This window comes from Ensifer sp. MJa1 (genome assembly GCF_037026475.1).
Lineage (GTDB): Bacteria > Pseudomonadota > Alphaproteobacteria > Rhizobiales > Rhizobiaceae > Ensifer.
On record NZ_JAKUMO010000001.1, the window covers coordinates 29,784 to 51,778 of the forward strand.

Sequence of the window (21,995 nt, forward strand, 5' to 3'; positions counted from 1 at the left end):
TCCAATGTCGGAATCGACCCCCGATGAATTATGATGAAAATCACAGCGCGCGAGCCGAACGGATGCGCCGCGCTGTGAGTGAGCGCCGGCCGCGGCACTCACAAGCGATGTGCGGCGCCTTTGGGGGCCGATGAACTGGATGGGAATGTAAGCACGGTGCTTTCGCGAATTCTGCTTGCCGTCGGTGGACTTGTGGTCGTTGCGCTTTTTGCGGCGCTGATCGCTCCGTGGTTCATTGACTGGACGGACTTTCGCAAGGAGTTCGAACGCGAGGCGGGGCGCATCATGGGCAAGCCCGTCGTCGTTCACGGCAGCGTCGATGCACGGCTGATCCCGTTTCCGACCGTGACGCTCAACGATGTGCGTGTCGGCGCCAGCGAAGACGGCGAGCCGCTGATCCAGGTGGCGAAATTTTCGATGAGCGCCGAGCTTGCGCCGTTCCTGAGCGGCGAAGCGTTGATCTTCGATATGCGCCTCGACCGACCGAAGGCCAAGGTCCGGCTCCTGCCTGACGGTACGCTCGACTGGGCGCGTGGCCGCCGGGCGTCGATCCCCGCCAAGACCGTCGTGCTCGAAAACGTCGAGATCAGCAACGGGCAGATCGAATTCGTCGACGAACAGACCGGCCGGACCCGGCGCGTGAGCGGGCTTTCCGCCGACGTTTCGGCCCGGTCGCTCGCCGGCCCCTGGAAGGTGGAGGGGCGCGCCGCGCTCGACGGCGAGGGCGGCAGCTTCTCGCTCACAAGCAACGAGGTCGACGAAGAGGGCGCACTCAGCCTCAAGGCGCGGGTAACGCCGGACAAGCGGCCCTTCGGCGTCGAGACCGACGGGGCGTTGAAGATCGTCGACTTCAAGCCGGTCTATAGCGGCCGCTTCACGCTGACGGAGAACCGGCCGCAGAGCGAGGACAAGGACGGCGAACGCGCGCCGCTGCGCATCAACGGTGACTTCCAGCTTACCAACGAGAGCATCCGCGTTCCGGACTATCGTTTCGAGATCGGCCCGTCCGACGATCCCTATGTGGTGACCGGCGAGGCGACGCTCGATACCGGCAAGGACCAGAAGTTCCTGCTGATTGCCGATGGCCAGCAGATCGATGTCAGTCGCATCGGCCCGAACCGCAACGTCAAGACCGGCCGCGACCCGGCGGTCTCCCTGCGTCAGCGGCTGGAGGCCATGCTGGCGATTGCCGCCGAGATTCCCATTCCGCAGGTGCCCGGCCGCGCCAGCCTGAAACTGCCGGCAATCGTCGTTGGCGATACGACGGTGCGCGACGTGCGCATCGACGTGCAACCCGACGGCGCCGGCTGGGTGATCGACAATGTCGTGGCACTGCTGCCGGGACGGACCCAGCTCGAGGCCACGGGCCGGCTGAACCTGAAGGGACAAAGGATCTTCCGCGGCGATCTGCTGCTTGCCTCCAACCAGCCCTCGGGTCTTGCAAACTGGCTGGCAGGCTCGGTCGATCCGGCGATCCGCAAGCTGAAGACGGCAGGCTTTTCGGCCAAAGTGAACCTGACCGAGACGTTGCAGCAGTTCGAGGACCTCGAGCTTGCCGTCGGCGACGCGAGCCTCAAGGGCAGGCTCGAGCGGCAGTCCTTTGCCGAACAGCAGCCCAACATCACCCTGCAGCTCAAGGGCAACCGCATCGACTACGAGGCGCTGCAGGCTCTGACGGGGCTGGTGGCCGGCGATGCGTCCACCGCAACCTTGCTGCAGCACGCGATTGCCGCAGATCTTTCGGCCGACGAGTTTTCGGCCTTCGGCGAAGAGGCCGAGGACGTGCAGGCGGTGCTGACGCTGAAGAACGGCCAGCTCCAGGCCGAGCGCGTGGCGATCGGCTCGCTCGCCGGCGCGCAACTCGCCTTTTCCGGCCGGGCCAGCGGCGATCTGGAAAAGCCCGTCGTCTCGGCCAAGATGAAACTGGCCGCCAAGAACCTCACGCCGTTCCTGGACATGATCGGCCGTCACGCCGTCGATCACCCGGCACTTCGGCAACTGATGCGGGCCGGTCCCTATTATAGCGACGCCGCCTTCGACGTGACGCTGACGGCCGGCAACAAGGAGGGCAATGCGCCGGCGACCTTCGGCATCTTCGGTACCGCCAACGGCACCAAGATCGCCGCCAGCTACCAGGCGCCGGACATTGCCCAGGCGCTGACCGGCAAGGCAATGCTGCTGGAGGCGACGCTCGAGAACCCGGAGACGCGCCTGCTGTTCGGCCAGGCCGGTTTCGATCCGCTGCCTTTCGATGCGGATGCCAACGGTATCCTGTCGATCAAGTTGCAAAGCACCGACGGGCCGAAGGCCAACGGCACGGTGACCTTCACCACCGAAAAGACGTCGCTTGCCGCCAAGGGCAGCGTCGACCTTTCCCGCGACCACTTCCTTGAAGGACAGGCCAAGGTAACGCTGCAGACGCAGGATCTGGAGCCCTATCTGCTGTTGCAGGGCGTGGCGCCGCCGCAGATGGGCAGTGGCCTGCCGCTGACGCTTTCGGCCGACATTGCCACGACGCCGGAGGCGGTGGCGTTGACGGCGGTCGAAGGCAAGGCGGACCGCAACGCTTTCACCGGTGCGCTGACGATCGACCGCAAGACGCCGGGCGCTGCCACCGGCCAGCTCACCCTCGACACGCTGGACCTCGCCTGGCTCGGCGAAGCGATCCTCGGGCCGGTCGAGAACGCGACGGATGGTTCATTTTCGAAGGCCGCACTGGCGCAACCGGCCTGGACCGGCCTCAACGTGGTGCTCGATATCCAGGCCGGCAAGTTCTGGCCCGGCCTCTACGGCGCGATCTCGGGCTTCGCCGGAAAGCTGGAGTGGAAGGGCGACGAGCTGTCGCTTTCCGATGCGACCGGCGACTGGCTGGGCGGCAAGCTGAACGGACGGGTGCAGATCGGCAACGCCAACGGCTCGGGCTTCCTGCGCTCGCGGCTGGACCTCAAGGGCGGCGACATGACCCAGGCCGGCTGGACGCATGCTGGCGCAGCGGTCGCCACCGGCACTTTTGATCTCTCGGTTGCGCTCGAGGCATCGGGCGCCACGCCTGAGGCGATGGCGCAGTCGGCAAGCGGCTCGGGCACGGCGACCTTCAACGGCGTGACGCTGAACGGCGTCAATAGCGCGGCACTGCCGCAACTCCTGACGGCAGCCGATACGATGAAGACGCAGATCTCGCCGGATACGATCCGCGATGCCGCGGATGCGGCGGTGTTTGCCGGCCAATCGGTCATTGGCGTGGTGAAGGTACCCTTCAGCATCGCGGGCGGCGTGCTGCGCGCCCAGAACGTCACGGCCGGCGATGGCAATGCGGTCTTCAGCGGTGGAGCCTCGCTCGATCTTTCTGCCGGCCGTATCGATGCCGGCATCGACCTCACCTTCCGGCCGGGGGAAGAAGCGATCGCCGGCGCCGAGCCGCGGGTGCATATCGGCTATGCCGGCCTGCTTGAGGCGCCCGGCGTCAGCCTCGACGTTGCCGATCTTGCCAATTTCCTGTCGCTGCGCGCCTTCGAGCGTGAGCGGCGGCGGGTCGAGATCCTGCAGGCCAATGTCCTGGAGAAGCAGCGGCTTCGCCGTGAGGTGGCGCTCTACAGGGCAAAGGCCGAGGCGCGGGAACTGGAGAAGCGCCGCACGGTTGCCGAAGAACGCAAGCGTGCGGCAGCCGCCGCCGAAGCCGCTCGGCTGAAGGCCGAGGCCGATGCGCGTGCGGAAGCCGAGCGCAAGGCTGAAGCGGAGCGTAAGGCCGAGGCGGATCGGCGGGCGCTGGAAGGCCAGGCACGCGTGCGCGGCGCCGGCCAGGAACAGCAACCGACATCACCACAGACGGGGGTCGATGGCGTCGAGGGCGGCAGCACCGGTGGCGCACCCGGTCAAAAGCTCGACTTCGACGTATTGCCCGACGTCACGGTGCAGTAGCCCGTCCACGCGCGCCGGTTGCCGGCAACGACCAAGACCGTACCCCCGGCTCATGAAAAACCCGGCCTGCCGGGCCGGGTTCCATCGTTCAAGGAAGTCGCAGGAGCGTGCCGTCTGTGCTCAGAAGCGGATGGAAACGCCGAGGATCGGGCCCTGCTGGACGGCGTCGAAAATGAAGCCGTCGTTGTCGTAGTTGACGCCGAGCGCGCGATAGCCAAGCACTGCTGAAACCGTGTCGTTGAAACGATAGCCGATGCCCAATGCGGTGTCCCAGTCGATATCGGCGCCACCGGCACCGACGAGGCCCCAGGCCGTCAGATAGATTTCCGGCGTCAGGTAGTAGGCGCCGCGCAAGCCGACCATGCCGTCGACCCAGGTCTTGCCGTCGTCGCGGCTGACGCCGTCAAGCGGGCCGCCATGAAAGGAAATGGTGGTGTCGACCGACCAGATCTTCACGCCGCCGACAATGTCGAGATAGGAGTTCTGGTCTTCGAGCACGGTGTAGCCGGCGGCCAATAGGCCGGCGAAGGTTTCCGATTCCACTTCGACACTGTCGGTGAAGATACCGCGCGCTTTGCCGTCGCCGGAAAGCTTGGTGTAGATGAGGTCGGTATAGAAGCTGAACTTGTCCTTGCGCGCTTCGGCGATCGCCATGGCGGCAAAATCGAGATTGTCCCAGATGTCGCTGAAGTCGGAGTCGATATGCACGGTCGGCAGGCCGAACTGCTTGGTATCGCCGGAAAGCCCTGCCATCCAGAAATAGGGGGCTACGGCGAATTGCCAGCCGCTTTCGGTTTCTTCAACCGGCGCTGCCGGCGCCATCAACGGAGTGATATCGGCCGCATTGGCCGAAAGGCAGGACACCAGGCTCAAGCAGGCCGCAAAACCGATACGCGTCGAGATACTCATGATACGCCTCCCGCAGTGAGTGGTGGCGACTCAGGTTTGCCACCCTCGATACGCGCATCTTTATATAAGTTGTTCCGAAAACAATCGTTTTCGACAGCGCGCAGGCAACGCGGCGAGCAGAACCGGAACGGCTGTTGCAGGAGCCACACAGTGGCGCAGCGCACGCTAGGCGATTTCTTGTAGTGAGCCGGCCAGCGGGCCGGGGGCCCGTCCGTCAGCCTTCATCGGTCGATGCCTGTGGCGCAGATCCCGACTTCAGCCATTCGAGCACGTAGACCCTGAGCGCCGAGGAGAGATTGCTGTCGGGCGTGCGCTGGTCGTCGATCTCGGCGATGAGCTGGGCAAGCGGCATCGACCGTGCCGTGGCGATGGCCTTCAGTTCCTGCCAGAAGGCATCCTCGAGCGAGAAGCTCGTTCTGTGCCCGTGCAGGGTGGCGGAGTGCTTGCGGATCATCGCGATCGTTTCTCACAAGTGAGAGCGGATGCGGGCGGAAAACCGCACACTCATTCCTCATCCGCTCGCAGATTGATTCAAGCGCTTGGCAAGTCGATTCGGGATCCTGTCGCAAACCCTTGCCGCGGAATCGCTTTTTCCGGTTGGGGAGGGCGGCTCACTCTGTGCCGCCGTCGCCCTCATCCTTGGCGGACCGTTCCAATCGCCCCTGGTCGAGGCTACGGTCCGCCTTGTCGTTCAACGCCTTCGTCAGGGATTTTTCGGCCTTGGTTCGGCCGAAGGAAATGCGGTTCTGCTCGGCCTGCTTTTCCTTTTCCACGCGCTCACGGCGTTTGCGGAACTGGCGCAGGTTGACGACGTCGCCGGTCATGATCCGAGGCTCCTTCGGCGCCGCGCGCCCTTGTGAACGCTAAAATGGTCGCCGTAGCACTTTGGGGTGGCTGCATGCCGTTGTCCCCTGATCGGCTAGGACCAAAGCACACCGGCAGCCAGTGGTTCGATCAATTCTTCTTGCGGAAGGAATCGAGCGAGACGACAGAGCCGCCGCCGTTCTTCGGCTCGGCGGGCTTGTCTTCCTTGGCGGCAGCCTCGCCGTTTTCTTCCGGAACGGGATAGGCGGTGATCTCGGCCGATTCGAGTTCTTCCTCCTCGCCGGCCGACACGTCGAACTCCAGTTCGAAATTGACCGAAGGATCATAGAAGCCGCGGATGGCGTTGAACGGGATCACCAGGCGCTCTGGCGTATCGGAGAAGGAGAGGCCGATCTCAAAGCCGGTCTCGGAAACCTTCAGTTCCCAGAACTGGTGCTGGACGACGATGGTCATCTGCTCCGGGTATTTTGCCTTGAGGTGCTGCGAGATGCGCACGCCCGGCGCGCCGGTCAGGAAGGTGATGAAGAAGTGGTGCTCGCCCGGCAGGTGTCCCGTCGTTGCGACCTCCGTCAAGACCTTGCGGATGACGCTGCGAAGTGCGTCCTGTGCCAGAATGTCGTAGCGGATGTGGTCCTGGCCCATGAGCGTCCCGTCTTTCCTCGAACTCGATCTTACTGTCTTGCTTGGCTTACTGTCTGCGTAGGCTTCTCATTGCCCATCTGGATTAGACGAGTCAATTATTCAAGCATCTATAGACCATTTCGAGGCGGGGGAGAAGGTGAAGGCTTCTGTTGCCAGGTGCCTTCGGACCCCGCCTTACGGTGCTACCCGGAAGGACTTGATTTGAAGTGTCGCACCGCGATTAAGCAGCGAGACGTGCTTCAGCATAGTTGTCGTTTGCAACTATAAGTTTAGCCCGATAACGGTGGTACAATGCCGAGCAAAAAGTCGATCTTTACGCCCTTGTCGATCCTATTTCGCCCCCATCAAAAGCCGATCGCCAGGGATCGGTTTTTGGTGGAGGCGCCGGGTACCGCCCCCGGGTCCAATGGGTTTATTTCATCGCCCGTTTATTGCCATAGCCGCCCGAAGACGGCACCGTTCATATAGGTCTTTCCGGGGCCCAAGAAAAGGGGGATATGTCGGATATATGACTTTGTCCCAAAAGCCTTGACTTGCCAGGCAGCCGTGAAAAACTCCCGCTCCTGCACGCGATTGGCGAAATCCGCGGCAGTTTCGAAAGCAAGCGTAAGGTGGAGGCATCATGACTGACTATCTCGCAGATGTGCAGAAATATGACAGCGGCGCCGACGAAGCCGTTGTGAACAAGATCGTGCGCCATCTTGGCATTGCGCTGCGCAACAAGGATTCCTCGCTGGTGTCTGCCACCGATCCGAAGGAACTCGAACGCGTCAGGGAAAAGTGGTGCGAAAAGAAGCTCGGCGTCGTCGGAGCGGATGCCGATGCGGCGATCGCCGCCACGGTCAATGCCATGTCTGCCGACCGTTCGAAATCCCGCGTGACCTTCTACTATCTGGTGGCGAAAAATCTCGGAAAGCTGCAGACGCTCTAGGTCGGCAGCCGGAGCGACAGGCCCGGGCGCCTGGGTGAAAGGCGTGCACTTCCTCATTTCTTCCGGGATGACCGCGAATATCGCGGGAAAATCATCCGCTGGTCATTGGTTCGCCGCCGGCTTCACCCTAAATTTGGCACGATACGAATCGGCGGCGCCAGACCATGCAGCAATATCTCGACCTACTCGACCATGTGATGAAGAACGGCACCGACCGGGGCGACCGGACGGGAACCGGCACGCGCTCGGTCTTCGGCCACCAGATGCGCTTCGACCTTTCCGAAGGCTTCCCGGTGCTGACCACCAAGAAGCTGCATCTGCGCTCGATCATTCACGAGCTGCTCTGGTTCCTCAAGGGCGATACCAACATTGCCTATCTCAAGGACAACGGCGTCACCATCTGGGACGAGTGGGCCGACGACAACGGCGACCTCGGTCCGGTCTACGGCTACCAGTGGCGCTCCTGGCCGGCGCCGGACGGACGCCACATCGACCAGATCGAGGGGCTCGTCGAGAGCCTCAAAACCAACCCGAACTCGCGTCGTCACATCGTTTCTGCGTGGAACCCGGCTCTGGTCGACGAGATGGCGCTGCCGCCGTGCCATTGCCTGTTCCAGTTCTATGTCGCCGACGGCAAGCTTTCCTGCCAGCTCTACCAGCGCTCGGCCGACATCTTCCTCGGCGTGCCCTTCAACATTGCCTCCTATGCGCTCTTGACGATGATGGTGGCGCAGGTAACCGGCCTGAAGCTCGGTGATTTCGTCCACACGCTCGGGGACGCGCATATCTATCACAACCATTTCGAACAGGCCCGGCTGCAGCTGACGCGCACCCCGAAGGCGCTGCCGCGGATGGAGATCAATCCTGACGTGAAGGACCTGTTTTCCTTCCGGTTCGAAGACTTTACGCTCGTCGGCTACGAAGCTGATTCAACCATCAAGGCGCCGATCGCCGTCTGACATACTGGCACTGCGGCGGGCCAGGCCCGCATTCCTGGTTTCGTTTCCGTGCCTGTGGCGCGCAGTCCCTTGGAGCGGGACGCGGCGGGAGGTTTCGTCGCCGAGGCCGACCAAGGGCGACGGTCAACGCATGGGCCGGCCGGGGAGGGCTGTCGCCCAAGGGAGGTATCGATGCTCACGCTCATCCATGCGCCACGGTCACGCTCGTCGCGCATCGTCTGGCTGCTTGAGGAGCTGGGCGCCGAATACGAGATCCGCTACGTCTCGATCCGCCGCTGGGATGGCTCGGGCGCGCCTGACGACAACAATCCGCATCCGCACAAGCAGGTGCCCGCACTCCTGCACAATGGCGCGTTGGTCTGGGAGTCGGCGGCCGTCGTGCAATATCTGACCGACCTCTATCCCGATTGCAGCCTCGGCCGGCCACCCGGCCACAAGGAGCGTGGCGCCTATCTCTCCTGGCTTGCCTATTATGCCGGCGTGATCGAGCCGACGGCGCTTGCCCATATCTCCGGCGCGACGATCAACAACCCGGCGCAGGCGCGGCTCTACAGCGAAATGTGCGCCCACGTGATCGACGTGCTCACGCGCCAGACCTTCCTGCTCGGAGAAACGATGAGCGCCGCCGACCTGCTTCTGGCAAGTGCGCTGCAATGGATGCGCAAGATCCTGCCCGAGAGCACGGTGGTCGATCGCTACATCCGCGTGGTGACGGACCGGGCGGCCTATGACCGGGCGCGGGAAATCGACAGCAAACCGGATGGATTTCATGACTGATACGAAAAGCGCCGCCCCTAGGATATCGATCGTCGTGGCGGTCGCCGCCAACGGCGTCATCGGCCGTGACGGTGATCTGCCCTGGCGGCTTTCCACCGACCTCAAGCGCTTCAAGGCACTGACGATCGGCAAGCCCGTGATCATGGGTCGCAAGACCTGGGCCTCGCTCGGCCGACCGTTGCCCGGCCGCGCCAACATCGTCATCACCCGCAATGCCGATTTCGTCGCCGAAGGGGCAAGCGTCGTGCCCTCGCTCGATGCGGCGATCGCGCTTGCGAACCGCGAGGCGGCGGTAGCCGGGGCGGATGAGATCTGCGTCATCGGTGGCGGCGAGATCTATCGCCAGGCAATCGCGCTTGCCGACATCCTGCATGTGACCGAGGTTCAGGCGGAGGTGGAGGGCGATACGCGTTTCCCGGATATCGACCCGCAAGTCTTCGAGAAGGTGTTCGAGGAAGACCTGCCGCAAGGCGAAAGGGACAGCCACGGCATGCATTTCGTCACCTTCAGGCGACGTGCGACAGCCTGACGCAGCGGATCGTCAACTATTTTGAACCATTTACGGTGAACTCGGGCGTATCGCGTTGAAAGCGGTGCAGGGGATACCTATAACGGTTTCACATCATGAACGACCGTGCGGTGGCGCGGCCGTTCAGCGTGGGAAGTTTTCAAAAGAGAGGTTTTGATGCCCTGGAGCAATCAGAATGGCGGCGGCGGCCCGTGGGGCGGCGGCGGTGGCAATCAGGGGGGGCCCTGGGGCCAGGGGCCGAACCGGCCGCGCGGCGGCGGCAAGGGCGGCCCGCCGGATCTGGAAGAGATCATCCGTCGTGGCCAGGACCAGCTTAAGAACGTCGTTCCCGGCGGCTTCAACGGCGGCATCTTTGCGATCATCGGCCTTTTGATCGTCGGCTTCGTCCTGATCAATTCGATCTATACGGTTCAGCCGGACGAGCGTGGCGTCGAGATGCGCTTCGGCAAGCCGAAGGACGAGATCTCGATGCCGGGCCTGCACTATCACTTCTGGCCGCTCGAAACCGTCGAGATCGTCAAGGTGACGGAGCAGCAGCAAAACATTGGCGGGCGCACTGGTGGTCAGTCCAATTCGGGCCTGATGCTCTCGGGCGACCAGAACATCGTCAACGTGCAGTTCTCGGTGCTCTACTCGGTCACCGATCCGAAGGCCTACCTCTTCAATGTCGAGAACCCGTCCGACACGCTGCAGCGGGTCGCAGAAAGCGCCATGCGCGAAGTGGTCGGCCGCCGTCCGGCACAGGACATCTTCCGTGACAACCGTCAGGCGATCGCTGCCGACGTGAAGAGCACGATCCAGGCGACCATGGACACCTATGGCACCGGCGTTTCCGTCAACACGGTTGCGATCGAGGACGCAGCACCGCCGCGCGAAGTGGCCGATGCGTTCGACGAAGTGCAGCGCGCCGAGCAGGACGAAGACCGCTTCGTCGAGGAAGCCAACCAGTACGCCAACCAGGTTCTGGGTAAGGCCCGTGGTCAGGGCGCGCAGATCCGCGAAGAGGCGGCCGCCTACAAGGACCGCGTCGTCAAGGAAGCCCAGGGTGAGGCGCAGCGCTTCATCTCGGTCTATGACGAATATTCCAAGGCGCCGGACGTCACCCGCAAGCGTCTCTATCTCGAAACGATGCAGGGCGTTCTCGGCAAGTCGAAGAAGGTCATCCTCGACGAGAAGAACGGCCAGGGCGTTCTGCCCTATCTGCCGCTCAATGAAATCGGTCGTCCGGCCACGTCGTCGGGTGCCGCAGCAGTGTCGGGAGCAGCACAGTGATCAACAATCGTACCTCCGTCATCCTGATCCTGCTCGCCGTGGTCTTCGTCGGCATCTATTCCTCGGTCTTCGTCGTCAACGAGCGCCAGCAGGCAATCGTCGTGCGCTTCGGCCAGATCAAGGACGTCAAGACCGAGCCGGGTCTGTACTTCAAGCTGCCGTTCGCCTTCATGGACGCTGACCGCGTGCAGTATGTCGAGGACCAGGCGCTACGCTTCGATCTCGACAACATCCGCGTCCAGGTCTCCGGCGGCAAGTTCTATGAAGTCGACGCCTTCGTCGTCTACAAGATCGCCGATCCCCGCCGCTTCCGCGAAACCGTCTCGGGTGACCGGGACGCAGCGGAATCGCGTCTCCGGACCCGTCTCGACGCCTCGCTGCGTCGCGTCTACGGTCTTCGCGGCTTCGAGGCGGCGCTCTCGGACGAGCGTGCATCGATGATGCGCGAAGTGCGCACCGACCTTAAGGCAGACGCCGAGTCGCTCGGCCTCAACATCGAGGATGTCCGCATCCGCCGCACCGACCTGACACAGGAAGTCTCGCAGCAGACCTACGACCGCATGAAGGCCGAGCGTCTGGCGGAAGCCGAACTGATCCGCGCCCGCGGTAACGAAGAAGGCCAGCGCCGCCGCGCGATTGCCGACCGCCAGGTCGTCGAGATCGTCGCCGACGCCAACCGCGATTCGGAAATCCTGCGAGGCGAGGGCGAAGCCGAACGGACGAAGACCTTTGCCGACGCATTTGCGCGCGATCCGAAGTTCTTCGAATTCTACCGCTCGATGGCGGCCTATACCCAGTCGATCGGCAGCTCGGACACGACGCTGGTGCTGTCGCCGCATTCGGAATTCTTCCGTTACTTCAACGATTCCGAAGGCACCGCGCCGGCAGACGCGGCACCGCAGGCAACAACCGGGAACTAGGCGGGCAATGTCAGACTTTCTGACGGGATTTGCTTTCTTCCTGATCATCGAGGGGCTGGTGTACGCACTGGCCCCTTTGGTTTTGGTGGAAATGGCGAAGCGTTTGCCGTATGTCCCCGAGCATCAGCTTCGACTGGCGGGGCTCATTTCCGTGGCTGCCGGGGTCGGACTTGTATGGTTGCTTCGAGGATAATGCGAAATGCCACATAAACTGCTGATCCGGCTGGTCGATGCCGAATACGCCATCACCCGCCTCAACATCGGCTCCAGCCTCCCGGAATGGCTGCCGGGGCCGGGCTTCTGGACCGTGTCGAGCTCGCGCGAGGAGATGACACTGGTCTGCCGCGCCGCCCGCGTGCCGTCCAGTGTCCAGAGTTCGCTCGGCTGGCGCTGCTTCCGCATCGAACAGCACTTTGCCTTCGACGTGCCTGGAGTACTTGCTTCCGTGCTTGAGCCGCTTTCGGCCGCAGGCGTCGGCATCTTTGCCAATTCCACCTTCAGCACCGACTATATCTTCGTTGCCGGCTCCGACCTGGACAAGGCGGTGCGTGCGCTGAAAGAGCACGGTCACGAACTGACCACCTGACCGGCCGGGCCTGATCTCAAGGGCCCCTGGTCGACGTCATCAGGCCTCTTGCCCTCTTGCGCTCCAGATCAGAAAATCGTGTGTGGACGCTTCCGAATTCCGCCTTATCTTCAGGGGAAAATCGGACGTCGCGCGGTCTGCGGATTGCGTTGGCGACACCTGCCGCATAATCGTCTGGACTGATCCGGTCCGCGGGCAAATCATGCGGGGAATCAAAGCGCTATGGCGCTCGGGGCCGCTTGGCGGATGCCGGGATGCCACAGCGCAGGAAATGAGCGGTCGCGCAGGCGGCCGCCCGCGGTAATCAGCCAGAGGAGCTTAAGCGAATTGTCCACGCGATCGAAATCCCGAGTTCACTCGCTCGGCGTCTCCGTGGGGGTCCTTGCGCTCACGGGAGCGCTCGCCTTCGCAAGTCCGGCGCTCGCCCAGAACACCGCCCTCCGTCCGCCGACGAACGGACCTGCTTCCGTCGCCGATCTTGCTGCCGGTCTGCTTGATGCCGTCGTCAACATCGCGACCTCGCAGAAGGTCAAGAACGACGACGACGCGCCGGCGCCGCAGGTGCCGGAGGGCTCGCCCTACCAGCCTTATTTCGACGAGTTCTTCAAGGGGCAGGGCGGCCAGGGCGGTAACCGCCAGCGCACGGTCGATTCGCTCGGGTCCGGCTTCGTCATCGATCCCTCGGGCATCATCGTCACCAACAATCACGTGATCGAAGGCGCCGACGATATCGAAGTCAACTTCGCCAATGGCACGAAGCTCAAGGCCAAGCTGATCGGCAAGGATACCAAGACCGATCTTGCGGTGCTGAAGGTGGAGCCGAAGGCGCCGCTGAAGGCCGTTTCGTTCGGCGATTCCCGCAAGATGCGCATCGGCGACTGGGTGATGGCGATCGGCAACCCGTTCGGCCTTGGCGGTTCGGTGTCCGTCGGCATCATCTCGGCGCGCGGCCGCAACATCAATGCCGGCCCCTATGACAACTTCATCCAGACGGATGCGGCGATCAACCGCGGCAATTCCGGCGGGCCGCTGTTCAACATGCAGGGCGAGGTGATCGGCATCAACACCGCAATTATCTCGCCCTCCGGCGGGTCGATCGGTATCGGCTTCTCGGTGCCGACGGAGCTTGCCGCCAACGTGGTGCTGCAACTGAAGGACTTCGGCGAGACCCGGCGCGGCTGGCTCGGCGTGCGTATCCAGCCGGTGACCGACGACATCGCCGAGAGCCTGAAGATGGCCGCGCCGCGGGGCGCACTGGTCTCCGGCATCATCGAGGGCGGTCCCATTGCCAACGGCGAAATCAAGGCGGGCGACGTGATCGTCAAGTTCGACGGCCGCGATGTCACGGAAATGCGCGATTTGCCGCGCGCCGTTGCCGAAAGCCCCGTCGGCAAGGCGGTCGACGTGGTGGTGATCCGCGACGGCAAGGAGCAGACCGTCAAGGTGACGCTCGGACGCCTTGAGGACGGTGAACTCGCAAGCGCGCCTGCGGCGGCAACCACCGACGAGGGGCAGAAATCGGACAAGCCCGAGGCCGCGCCGCTGCCGGCAACGGATCTCATCCTTGGCATGAAGCTGACGACGCTCAATGAAGAAACCCGCAAGAAATACGGAATCGCCGAGGATGTGGACGGCGTCGTCATCACCGAGGTTGCGCCGAACTCCGCCGCTGCGGAACGACGGGTTGAACCTGGCGACGTGATTGTCGAGGTGGGGCAGGAAGCCATGGACACGCCCGACGACGTTGCCGACCGGGTGGAGGAACTGAAGTCCAGCGGCCGTCGCAATGCGCTGCTGATGCTTTCCAACAAGACCGGCGAACTGCGCTTCGTGACGGTGAGGGTGGAGTAGGAGTTCCGCCACGACGTGTGGCTGCGGCATCTGCGGTGTGCTGCAGCGCACTGGTGCATAATGGGATTTCCGGAATCGTTTCAGATGCATCGCTCATTCGGCTGAAAAGTCGATTCCGGTTCTTCAGCTTTTGATTCAGCGTCGCTGCCATCTTCAATTGCACCGAAAATTCGCGCGGTGAGGGGTGGCCGTCATCCGCCTGCCGGCACCTTCTCCCTACAGGTGGGGAGAACAGACGTTGTCGCACCCCTCCGTTTTCGCCACGGACGCTTCTCCGCTTCTCCGCTTCTCCGCTTCTCCGCTCTCGAAGCTCCTAAAGCAGGTTGAGCGGCCGTGTGCGTTCCCTCTCCCCGCTGACGGGGAGAGTTAGCGTGAGGGGCGAAATCCGGCAGTGTGCGAGGGAGAAGCTTGGGAGGGCGAACTCTGCAATTCGGCAATCTTAGCAGTCGCCGCTGACATGCGCGGGATCCGGGCGAGGCGACTTGCGCGCCGGCTGGAAGGTCGCCAGCCGCAGGGCTTCGAACAGGATTTCGATGATCACAAGCATGGCCGCATCTCCTTTCTGACTGGAGCGCCGTGCGTTCACATGAACGCAAAAGGACGCTCCAGCACTTTGATTCCAGAGCATCTTCCCCGCTTTCAGTGGATCCACTTGAAAACGGGATGCTCTAGCATTTCACCGCACTTGCCGGCATCCCTCAAACGAGTTTACAGTCGCCTTCGGATAACTTGAGGTTATGCATGAAGCGCGGTCGCCTGCCTCTGACAGCATTGCGGAGTTTCGAGGCGGCCGGGCGGCTGGAGAGTTTTACGCTGGCGGCTGCGGAACTGTTCGTGTCGCAGGCCGCGATCAGCCGGCAGGTGCGCGAACTCGAGGACCTGATTGGCCAACCGCTGTTCGAACGGCATCACAGGAGCGTCCGGCTCACGGCCGACGGGCGGGCGTTACTCGGCACGCTGACCGCGGCCTTCGACATGGTCAGCGAGGGACTTGACGCGCTGTCAGGACATCGGCTCACGCAGACGCTGAAGGTGAGCGCCGAGCCGTCCTTTGCCGGATGCTGGCTGGTGCCGCATCTGCTGGCGTTTCAGGAGGAACACCCGGAGATCGACCTGGTGATCGACGCCGACCCGCGGCTTTCCGAGTTTCGCGCAGGCGAGGCCGACATCGCCATCCGCCACAGCCTGACCACCGATCGCTGGCCGCGGGTGGAAGTGCGGCCGCTGGCCAAGGTCGAGATGATCCCGGTGATCGCGCCGGCACTGGCTGCCGCCGGGCGACCGCTCGACCTGCCCGAAGACCTGCTGCAGCACGCGCTGTTGCACGAGGATAACCGCCAGCTCTGGGAGCAATGGTTCGCAGCCGCGGGTGCCGCACCCATCAGGCTGGAGCGCGGCGCGATCTTTGCCGATGGCTCGATGGTGCTGCAGGCGACGGTGAGGGGCAGCGGCGTCGGCCTGATCGATCGAGACCATGCACGCGACGACATCGATGCCGGAAGACTGATCCAGCCCTTCGATGTTTCGGTGCCCTATGGAACTTTCTTTCTTGTGACCCGACGCTTCGAGGCGCTCACGGATGCAGCGCGGGCATTTGTTGGTTGGATCGAACGCAGCTATCCGGGGGCGGGGCGGTAGGCACGCTCAGGCGTTGGTACCTGCCCCTCACTGTCCTGCCGGACATCTCTCCCCGCAGGCAGGAAGAGAGCCGCTGGGAGCGCTGGCGCTGCCCGGTCCAGATGCCGAACATGCCGCGGATGTAACGGCCAGTCGTGCGGTGAGGGAAACCGGGCCTGTAAGATGTCGCCATCGTCGGCAAGCTCGCTTCTTGCGTCCTTCTCCCCGCGCGCGGGGAGAAGGTGCCGGCAGGCGGATGAGGGGCTTTCCGTCACCACGTCGATGGTTGGGCGCCTCACTTAATGCGCGGAAGCGGGACGGCCAACGACTGGAGACGCGTCAGATCGCGTCCGCTGCGCGCTGCGCCCGCCATTGCTCGACGCTGATGCAATAAAGCACGTGGCGCACCAGCGCCGGGTAATCGGCCGAAACGCGGGGGTGATCGAAGTCGCGGCTGGCGTCGCGGTGCATGCCGATACGCTGCATGACCGCCGTCGAGCGGGTGTTGGCGGCGACGGCGAAGGAGACGATCTCACTCAAGCCCTTTTTCTCGAACCCGTAGCGTAGCAGTGCCAGGGCCGCTTCCGTGATGTAGCCCTTGCCCCAATAGGAGGTCGAAAGCCGCCAGCCGATCTCGACGGTACCATTCGGGAAGTGCGGTTCCAGATCCGTGAGCGCGAGGCCACAGAAACCCATCGGTCGGTCATCGCCCTTCAGCGCAATCGCGAAGAAGCCCAGGCCGGTTTCGGCGATGCCGCGGCCGACGCGCTCGAAGAGTGCGTCGGATTCCGCGCGGCTGCGGCGGAAGGGAAAGAACTCCATCACCTTGGGATCGCTGTTGATCGCAAAGAAGAGATCACGGTCGCTTTCCTTCCAGGCCCGGATGCGCAGCCGCTCGGTCTCAGAGATGATCATCCGACGAAGTCCGTCTTGCGATAGCCCTGCAGATAGAGAAGGGCGGTGAGATCGCCATGGTCGATGCGGACCTTGGCCTGCTCGGCAACCACGGGCTTGGCATGCAGTGCCACGCCGGTGCCGGCAAGCTGGATCATGCCGAGATCGTTGGCGCCATCGCCGACGGCCATGGATTCTGCCGTCGAGATGCCGAGGCGGCCGGCGATGTCGAGAAGCGCATCCACCTTGGCCTGCTTGCCGAGAATGGGCATAGCGACCTCGCCGGTGAGGATACCGCCTTCGGCAAGAAGCGTGTTGGCGCGGTTCTCGTCAAAGCCGAGCATGCCGGCGATCGGGCCGGTAAAGACGGTGAAGCCACCGGAGACAAGCGCGGTATAGTGGCCCTTGCTCTTCATCGTCGCGATCAGTTGCTGCCCGCCCGGGGTGAGGGTGATGCGCTTGGCGATCACCTCGTCGACGACGCCAAGCCGCAGGCCCTTCAACAGTGCGACGCGCTCGATCAGGGCCGGCTCGAAGGCGATCTCGCCGTTCATGGCGCGGGCGGTGATGTCCGCCACCTTGTCCTTGAGGCCGACTTCGGCGGCCAGTTCGTCGATGCATTCCTGGCCGATCATGGTCGAATCCATGTCGGCGATCAGAAGCTTCTTGCGGCGGCTTTCGGCGTCCTGGACGGCGACATCAACCGGCGCGTTGCCGATCTGGCCACGCAGCAGCGCTTCGGCGGCATCCGGATCGGTGCCGTCGGTGAGTGCGATATCACAGGCGATGCCGTCGGCCAGCCAGTAGAGGCCGGATGCCTTGACGGCATCGGCGGCGGCTTCCGCGAGGGCTGGCGTCAGAACAGGATTTGACGGATTGGCGATAAGCGTGGCAACGAGAGCCATGGACAACAACCTTGATACCGAGAGCGACGCGATCCTGATAACCGGGCCGACCGCCAGCGGCAAGTCTGCGCTTGCCGTCGAACTGGCGCGGCGCCATGGCGGCGTGGTGGTCAATGCCGACAGCATGCAGGTCTACGATACGCTGCGGCTGTTGACGGCGCGGCCGGATGAAGCGGACATGGCCGGCATCGAGCACTGTCTTTACGGCCATGTTCCGGCGGCATCGGCCTATTCCACCGGCGCCTGGGTCCGCGAGGCAGAGGCGCTCGTCGCGCGGCTGAAGACGGAAGGGCGCTTGCCGGTTTTCGTCGGCGGCACCGGGCTCTATTTCAAGGCGCTGACGGGCGGACTTTCCGATATGCCCGAAATTCCTGCTGCCATCCGCGAGCGGCTGCGCGAGCGGCTGAAGCTGGAAGGGCCGGAGGGTCTTTATCGGGAGCTCGAAACGTCGGATCCGGAGACGGCGGCGACGCTTAGGGCCGGCGACGGTCAGCGGATCGTGCGGGCGCTCGAAGTGGTCGAGGCGACCGGCAGGCCGATCCGCTTCTTTCAAAAACAGAGCGGCCCCGTCATCGTCGACCCCGACCGGTCGCAGAAGTATGTGGTGCTGCCGCAGCGCAAGCTGCTGCACGAGCGCATCAACCGCCGCTTCGAGATGATGCTTGCAGGCGGCGCGATCGGGGAGGTCGAGGCCTTGCTGGCGCTCGACCTGCCGGCGGAGATGCCGGTGATGAAGGCAATTGGCGTCAGCCAGATCGCATCCCTGCTCAAGGGCGAGATCGGCAAGGCCGAGGTGATCGAGACCGCGTCGGCGGCCACGCGGCAATATGCCAAGCGGCAGATGACCTGGTTCCGCAACCAGCTCGACGAGAGCTGGATGCGCATCGAAAACGCCGCAGCCGCACTCTGAGGGACGCCGCCGTCGATGCGGTCGCTTGGTCTCATTGGGCGAGATTGAGCTGCCAGGACACGCCGAAGCGATCGCTCACCCAGGTAAAGCGCTGGCTGAAGCCGTAATTGTCGAGCGGCATCAGCACCATGCCGCCTTCGGCCAGCGGTGTTGCCAGGCTGATGAGCTCGTCTTCGCTCTGGCATTCGACGAAGAAGGAGAAGGATGGGGTGAAATCGAAGGCGTGCCGGACCGGGCTGTCGATGCATTTGACACGCTGATCCCCGAGTCTGAACAAGGCAACCTTGACGCTGCCGTCCGGCCCCTGTTCGCCCGGTCCATAGCGTTCGACTTCCAGCACCTCGGCATTCGGGAACAGCGAAACGTAGAACGCCATGGCGAGCTCGGCCACGCCGTTCTGGAACATCAGGAAAGGGGTAACGCTTGTGACCATGCCGGCCTCCACATGCGGGCTTGCGGCCAAACTGGCGGGCCTGCCCGATGGATACTCACAGGGACTATAGCGCCTTGCGCCGACACGAACGCACAAGGGGCGTCCTACTGCATAATTCCTTAGATCGGGATCGATCTAAGGGTAAGGTTATGCAGCAGCTTTAAAGTGTTACAGCGTCCTTAGCGCGTCTTAAAAGACGCGCGGCGCTGGAGCACTTTGATTGAAGAGCATCTTCCTGCTTTCAAGCGACTTCACCTTCAAGCCGGCTGCTCCAGGTCCTTCAACGACATGGTCGCGCAAAGGTTCCGTTGCGGGACACCAAGGGCGAAAGCGCATTTGCTGCCCGTCATTATCGCAAGCCCGCCGCGCACCTTTGCGCGACACGTCTAGGGCTTGCGAATGATGCTGCCGAGCGGGCGCTTCAACAGGCTCTCACGCAGCGACCCTTCGCGCGGCCTATCGCTGGTGGTGCCAGACGGCGCCTGGCCGGCAGATGCTGCAAATGATCCGTAGCGGGGCGCCGGGTCCGCGGCTGCGGGCTTTTCATTCAGCAACTGCTGGCGGATCTGGTTGAAGCGTTCGAGTTCCGGATTGGCGGAAATGGTGCTGCGTGGCAGCATGTCCGGGCGATAGGGCTCTGTGGCAAGCGCCGCGTCGGCGAAGCCATGCTCCGTCTCGCCTGCAGATGTGGCTCCGAGTTCGCTGTCCCAGAGACGCTCTTCGCTGCCGGTCGTTGCCGCCATGTAGCTCTGCTGGAAGCCGGAAATATCCGGCCCGCTGATCGACCGCATGCGGCTGACGATCGATCTGAGATCGACAGTCGGCGGTGCATCCTCGTCGATCCGGTCGACGATGCCGTGGGCGCGCGGCAGGCGCTCCTCGGCTATGCGGTTGAAACGCATGCGCATCGGCACCGCGACGGCCTCGCCGAAGGCGATCGCTTCGCCATTGCCGATCGAGGAGATGAAGCTGGTGGTCGAGGTCGAGGAGTTCGGAATGGCCGAGCGGATGATTTCCTGGTCGCGGTCGTTGGCAAGGCGCATGGCAAAGACCGTCGAGCACTGGGACAGGATCGTCGGGTCAAGCTCGCCGGGGCGCTGGGTAATGACGCCGAGCGAGACGCCGTATTTGCGGCCCTCCTTGGCGATGCGGGCGATCGCCTGGCGGGTCGGCAGGAAGCCGAGCGAGGGATCGGCCGGCACGTAGCGGTGCGCCTCTTCGCACACGACAAGCATATGGATGCCGCCATTGCTCCACAGGCCGATTTCGAAGGCCATGCGGCAGAGCACAGAAGCGACGGAATTGACGACTTCCGAGGGAATGCCGGCAAGCTCGAAGGTGGCGATCGGCTTTCCGTCGCCGGGGATGCGGAAGATCTTGGCGATCGTGTCCTGGATCGTGTCGGTGATCGTGTTCGAGGAGAACATGAAATGGTAGCGCGGATCGTTGATCGCCGAGACGATCTTGACCTTCAGCGAGCGCAGGTGCGGTTTCTCGTTGCGGCCCTCGAGCCGGCCGATACGTTCGTCGATCAGCGCCAGAAGGTCGGCGATGCGGTAGGGCACCGGCGTATCGGCGGTGATCGAGCTTTTCTCCGTCTGGCGCCGCATCAGGCCGGATTCGCCACCCCGGAAGGCCTTCTTCGCTTCGGGAATGATGTCGCGCAGCATGTCGAGCTCGTCCGGCGGTGCCGGGCGGCCGCGGAAGATCACCTCGGCGAATTCATCGAGGCGGAAGAACCAGAAGGGCAGGTCGAGCGTGTCGGTGTCGATGACGACCGCAAGCTCCGGGAAGGCGGCGGCAAATTCGTTGTGCGGGTCGAGGATCAGTACGCGCAGCTTCGGATCCGAGGCGATCGCCTTGTTGAGCAGCAGCGTGACTGCGGTCGACTTGCCGACACCGGTCGTGCCGACGATGGCGAAGTGCTTGGCCAGCATCGAGGGAACATGGATGGTCGCGTCGAGGCTCTCGTCCTGCGTGAGCTTTCCAATGATGCAACTGTCGTTGCGGCCGGAATCGTAGATGCGGGCAAGGTCGGCCGCGCGAATGCGGTGCACGAGCGCGCCGAGATAGGGATACTGGCTGATACCGGCAGAAAACGTCTCGCGTCCATCGGGGCCGACGTTGACTTCGCCCATCAGCTCGACTTCGATGCGAAAGACGTTGCTGGTTTCCTCGCCCCATTCGCTGGAGGCGGTCTGCATGGAATAGACCAGCGCCACGACGCGGTTCCTGCCGACCGAGATCGAGATCAGCCGCCCGACGGACCAGAGTTCGGTGAGTGACGTTTCGCCGTTTTCGGCGACCGCGGCGACCGTGGCGCGCGAGCCGTTGCACGCGACCACCCGTCCGAGGAACCGGTTGCCTCGTTTCAGGCCATCACGGCGATCCTGCTCTCCGGCACGGATCGAGGAATGAAGTTCATTGTTCAGCAACGCACAAACCCCGGCAATACCGCTACTCATGTTAGCCCAAGGGATTTAACAAGTGGTTTCCTGGCGTTGCCGCAAAGGAGAGTGTGTCACGAAATGGGATTGCGCCAAACCTTACTCGCCGGGCGCCGCCTTTGGACAGACTGCCTCCATGGCAAATGACTGGAAGAGAGCACGTCCTGCCGGCCAATCGCCAAGCCCGCTCTTGCCGTTGATGTGCCCGAGCGCGCCGACTTCGATGATGCGGCTGCCCCATTGGGCCGCTCGCAGCCGCCCATAGGCGAGGCTGCCATAGGGATCATCAGAGCTTGCGATCATGAGGGAGGGGAAGCGGAATGCTTCTTCAGGCACGCCTGCAAAGCTTGCCGCCTCAAGCGGAAAAGCATGCGAGCCCGGGTCTGGAACGGCGACCATGAAGGCGCCGGCGACGAGGCGGGCGGAAACCCTCTGCCAATGCGCGACGAGCAGGCAGGCGAGGCTGTGGGCGACAAGCAGGGGTGGTGCCTCCGTTTCGGCAACGGCGCGGTCGAGTGCTGCTATCCAGTCGGCACGGTCCGGTCGGTCCCAGTTCTCCGGCTGGAAGCGTCGAGCGTGCGGGTAATGACGCTCCCAGTGGGTCTGCCAATGAGTCTCGCCGGAGCCGCCGATGCCGGGCAGGATGATGATTTCGCTCATGCTTTCCTCT

General features: G+C 63.5%; 21 protein-coding genes and 1 other RNA gene. 12 read left to right on the forward strand and 10 right to left on the reverse strand.

The genetic code is table 11. From position 1 onward, the window contains the following. Nucleotides 1–192: 192 nt before the first annotated feature. Complete coding sequence (locus tag MKZ91_RS00135) at nt 193–3,918, forward strand: AsmA family protein (protein ID WP_442892181.1); 3,726 nt, start codon at nt 193–195, stop codon at nt 3,916–3,918. Nucleotides 3,919–4,038: 120 nt separating this feature from the next. On the opposite strand, the gene MKZ91_RS00140 is transcribed toward MKZ91_RS00135, so the two are convergent. From MKZ91_RS00140 to ssrA, 5 genes are all read right to left on the reverse strand, one after another. Continuing rightward, a complete protein-coding gene (locus tag MKZ91_RS00140; protein ID WP_442892163.1) occupies nt 4,039–4,827 on the reverse strand; it encodes a hypothetical protein in 789 nt (262 codons plus the stop codon). A 214-nt stretch (nt 4,828–5,041) separates the two neighbouring features. After that, the gene (locus tag MKZ91_RS00145) at nt 5,042–5,281 is read right to left on the reverse strand and encodes a ribbon-helix-helix domain-containing protein (protein ID WP_336166783.1); all 240 of its coding nucleotides are present in this window, start codon (nt 5,279–5,281) and stop codon (nt 5,042–5,044) included. A 157-nt stretch (nt 5,282–5,438) separates the two neighbouring features. Beyond that, entirely contained in the window at nt 5,439–5,651 is a 213-nt protein-coding gene (locus MKZ91_RS00150; protein ID WP_336166784.1) for a DUF4169 family protein, read from the reverse strand. Nucleotides 5,652–5,781: 130 nt separating this feature from the next. Beyond that, nucleotides 5,782–6,294, reverse strand: coding sequence for an SspB family protein (locus MKZ91_RS00155; RefSeq protein ID WP_336166786.1), 513 nt, complete (start codon nt 6,292–6,294; stop codon nt 5,782–5,784). A 135-nt stretch (nt 6,295–6,429) separates the two neighbouring features. Then, nucleotides 6,430–6,788, reverse strand: a transfer-messenger RNA (tmRNA) gene (gene ssrA / locus MKZ91_RS00160). Nucleotides 6,789–6,916: 128 nt separating this feature from the next. Between ssrA and MKZ91_RS00165 the strand changes: the two genes are divergently transcribed. From MKZ91_RS00165 to MKZ91_RS00210, 10 genes are all read left to right on the forward strand, one after another. Beyond that, nucleotides 6,917–7,225, forward strand: a complete 309-nt coding sequence (locus MKZ91_RS00165; RefSeq protein WP_336166788.1) for a DUF2853 family protein — start codon at nt 6,917–6,919, stop codon at nt 7,223–7,225. A gap of 164 nt (nt 7,226–7,389) precedes the next feature. Then, the gene (locus tag MKZ91_RS00170; RefSeq protein ID WP_336166790.1) at nt 7,390–8,184 is read left to right on the forward strand and encodes a thymidylate synthase; all 795 of its coding nucleotides are present in this window, start codon (nt 7,390–7,392) and stop codon (nt 8,182–8,184) included. A gap of 171 nt (nt 8,185–8,355) precedes the next feature. Further along, complete coding sequence (locus MKZ91_RS00175) at nt 8,356–8,961, forward strand: glutathione S-transferase (RefSeq protein ID WP_336166792.1); 606 nt, start codon at nt 8,356–8,358, stop codon at nt 8,959–8,961. Then, nucleotides 8,954–9,490: a dihydrofolate reductase gene (locus MKZ91_RS00180; RefSeq protein WP_336166794.1), complete on the forward strand. Its 537-nt coding sequence runs from the start codon at nt 8,954–8,956 to the stop codon at nt 9,488–9,490. Before MKZ91_RS00175 ends, MKZ91_RS00180 begins: the two co-directional genes overlap by 8 nt. 156 nt (nt 9,491–9,646) lie before the next feature. After that, nucleotides 9,647–10,762 (forward strand): FtsH protease activity modulator HflK, encoded by a 1,116-nt coding sequence (hflK, locus tag MKZ91_RS00185; protein ID WP_336166796.1) that lies wholly within the window; start codon nt 9,647–9,649, stop codon nt 10,760–10,762. Further along, entirely contained in the window at nt 10,759–11,682 is a 924-nt protein-coding gene (gene hflC / locus MKZ91_RS00190; protein WP_336166798.1) for a protease modulator HflC, read from the forward strand. Before hflK ends, hflC begins: the two co-directional genes overlap by 4 nt. 7 nt (nt 11,683–11,689) lie before the next feature. Next, nucleotides 11,690–11,875: a DUF2065 domain-containing protein gene (locus tag MKZ91_RS00195; protein WP_336166800.1), complete on the forward strand. Its 186-nt coding sequence runs from the start codon at nt 11,690–11,692 to the stop codon at nt 11,873–11,875. Nucleotides 11,876–11,881: 6 nt separating this feature from the next. Then, nucleotides 11,882–12,268, forward strand: a complete 387-nt coding sequence (locus MKZ91_RS00200; protein ID WP_336166802.1) for an ACT domain-containing protein — start codon at nt 11,882–11,884, stop codon at nt 12,266–12,268. Between the two features lie 246 nt (nt 12,269–12,514). Then, the gene (locus MKZ91_RS00205; RefSeq protein WP_442892182.1) at nt 12,515–14,119 is read left to right on the forward strand and encodes a DegQ family serine endoprotease; all 1,605 of its coding nucleotides are present in this window, start codon (nt 12,515–12,517) and stop codon (nt 14,117–14,119) included. A 741-nt stretch (nt 14,120–14,860) separates the two neighbouring features. Further along, nucleotides 14,861–15,757, forward strand: a complete 897-nt coding sequence (locus MKZ91_RS00210) for a LysR substrate-binding domain-containing protein (RefSeq protein WP_336166803.1) — start codon at nt 14,861–14,863, stop codon at nt 15,755–15,757. A 318-nt stretch (nt 15,758–16,075) separates the two neighbouring features. Here the strand turns inward: MKZ91_RS00210 and MKZ91_RS00215 are convergent, their stop codons facing one another. Both MKZ91_RS00215 and serB read right to left on the reverse strand, forming a co-directional pair. Next, nucleotides 16,076–16,651 (reverse strand): GNAT family N-acetyltransferase, encoded by a 576-nt coding sequence (locus MKZ91_RS00215; protein WP_336166805.1) that lies wholly within the window; start codon nt 16,649–16,651, stop codon nt 16,076–16,078. Continuing rightward, the gene (serB, locus tag MKZ91_RS00220) at nt 16,648–17,535 is read right to left on the reverse strand and encodes a phosphoserine phosphatase SerB (protein ID WP_336166807.1); all 888 of its coding nucleotides are present in this window, start codon (nt 17,533–17,535) and stop codon (nt 16,648–16,650) included. The genes MKZ91_RS00215 and serB overlap by 4 nt, the downstream gene beginning before the upstream one ends. Here serB and miaA point away from each other — a divergent pair. Next, nucleotides 17,534–18,445 carry a tRNA (adenosine(37)-N6)-dimethylallyltransferase MiaA gene (gene miaA, locus MKZ91_RS00225; RefSeq protein WP_336166809.1) on the forward strand — a complete coding sequence of 304 codons (912 nt, stop codon included), beginning with the start codon at nt 17,534–17,536 and terminating at the stop codon, nt 18,443–18,445. The genes serB and miaA overlap by 2 nt on opposite strands. Before the next feature lie 31 nt (nt 18,446–18,476). On the opposite strand, the gene MKZ91_RS00230 is transcribed toward miaA, so the two are convergent. The 3 genes from MKZ91_RS00230 to MKZ91_RS00240 form a co-directional block, all read right to left on the reverse strand. Then, the gene (locus MKZ91_RS00230) at nt 18,477–18,878 is read right to left on the reverse strand and encodes a VOC family protein (protein WP_336166811.1); all 402 of its coding nucleotides are present in this window, start codon (nt 18,876–18,878) and stop codon (nt 18,477–18,479) included. 386 nt (nt 18,879–19,264) lie between these two features. Next, nucleotides 19,265–21,313 (reverse strand): ATP-binding protein, encoded by a 2,049-nt coding sequence (locus MKZ91_RS00235; protein WP_336166813.1) that lies wholly within the window; start codon nt 21,311–21,313, stop codon nt 19,265–19,267. A 111-nt stretch (nt 21,314–21,424) separates the two neighbouring features. Then, complete coding sequence (locus MKZ91_RS00240) at nt 21,425–21,985, reverse strand: RBBP9/YdeN family alpha/beta hydrolase (protein WP_336166815.1); 561 nt, start codon at nt 21,983–21,985, stop codon at nt 21,425–21,427. Between the last annotated feature and the right edge of the window lie 10 nt (nt 21,986–21,995).

Bases quoted from the DNA above. Each gene is read 5' to 3' on its own strand.
- serB (WP_336166807.1), bottom strand. From the start codon at position 17,535: ATGGCTCTCGTTGCCACGCTTATCGCCAATCCGTCAAATCCTGTTCTG.
- MKZ91_RS00145 (WP_336166783.1), bottom strand. From the start codon at position 5,281: ATGATCCGCAAGCACTCCGCCACCCTGCACGGGCACAGAACGAGCTTC.
- MKZ91_RS00140 (WP_442892163.1), bottom strand. From the start codon at position 4,827: ATGAGTATCTCGACGCGTATCGGTTTTGCGGCCTGCTTGAGCCTGGTG.
- hflK (WP_336166796.1), top strand. From the start codon at position 9,647: ATGCCCTGGAGCAATCAGAATGGCGGCGGCGGCCCGTGGGGCGGCGGC.
- MKZ91_RS00195 (WP_336166800.1), top strand. From the start codon at position 11,690: ATGTCAGACTTTCTGACGGGATTTGCTTTCTTCCTGATCATCGAGGGG.
- MKZ91_RS00200 (WP_336166802.1), top strand. From the start codon at position 11,882: ATGCCACATAAACTGCTGATCCGGCTGGTCGATGCCGAATACGCCATC.
- MKZ91_RS00170 (WP_336166790.1), top strand. From the start codon at position 7,390: ATGCAGCAATATCTCGACCTACTCGACCATGTGATGAAGAACGGCACC.
- MKZ91_RS00210 (WP_336166803.1), top strand. From the start codon at position 14,861: ATGAAGCGCGGTCGCCTGCCTCTGACAGCATTGCGGAGTTTCGAGGCG.
- MKZ91_RS00175 (WP_336166792.1), top strand. From the start codon at position 8,356: ATGCTCACGCTCATCCATGCGCCACGGTCACGCTCGTCGCGCATCGTC.
- MKZ91_RS00205 (WP_442892182.1), top strand. From the start codon at position 12,515: ATGCCGGGATGCCACAGCGCAGGAAATGAGCGGTCGCGCAGGCGGCCG.
- MKZ91_RS00230 (WP_336166811.1), bottom strand. From the start codon at position 18,878: ATGGTCACAAGCGTTACCCCTTTCCTGATGTTCCAGAACGGCGTGGCC.
- MKZ91_RS00155 (WP_336166786.1), bottom strand. From the start codon at position 6,294: ATGGGCCAGGACCACATCCGCTACGACATTCTGGCACAGGACGCACTT.
- MKZ91_RS00215 (WP_336166805.1), bottom strand. From the start codon at position 16,651: ATGATCATCTCTGAGACCGAGCGGCTGCGCATCCGGGCCTGGAAGGAA.
- MKZ91_RS00180 (WP_336166794.1), top strand. From the start codon at position 8,954: ATGACTGATACGAAAAGCGCCGCCCCTAGGATATCGATCGTCGTGGCG.
- miaA (WP_336166809.1), top strand. From the start codon at position 17,534: ATGGACAACAACCTTGATACCGAGAGCGACGCGATCCTGATAACCGGG.
- MKZ91_RS00165 (WP_336166788.1), top strand. From the start codon at position 6,917: ATGACTGACTATCTCGCAGATGTGCAGAAATATGACAGCGGCGCCGAC.
- MKZ91_RS00150 (WP_336166784.1), bottom strand. From the start codon at position 5,651: ATGACCGGCGACGTCGTCAACCTGCGCCAGTTCCGCAAACGCCGTGAG.
- MKZ91_RS00240 (WP_336166815.1), bottom strand. From the start codon at position 21,985: ATGAGCGAAATCATCATCCTGCCCGGCATCGGCGGCTCCGGCGAGACT.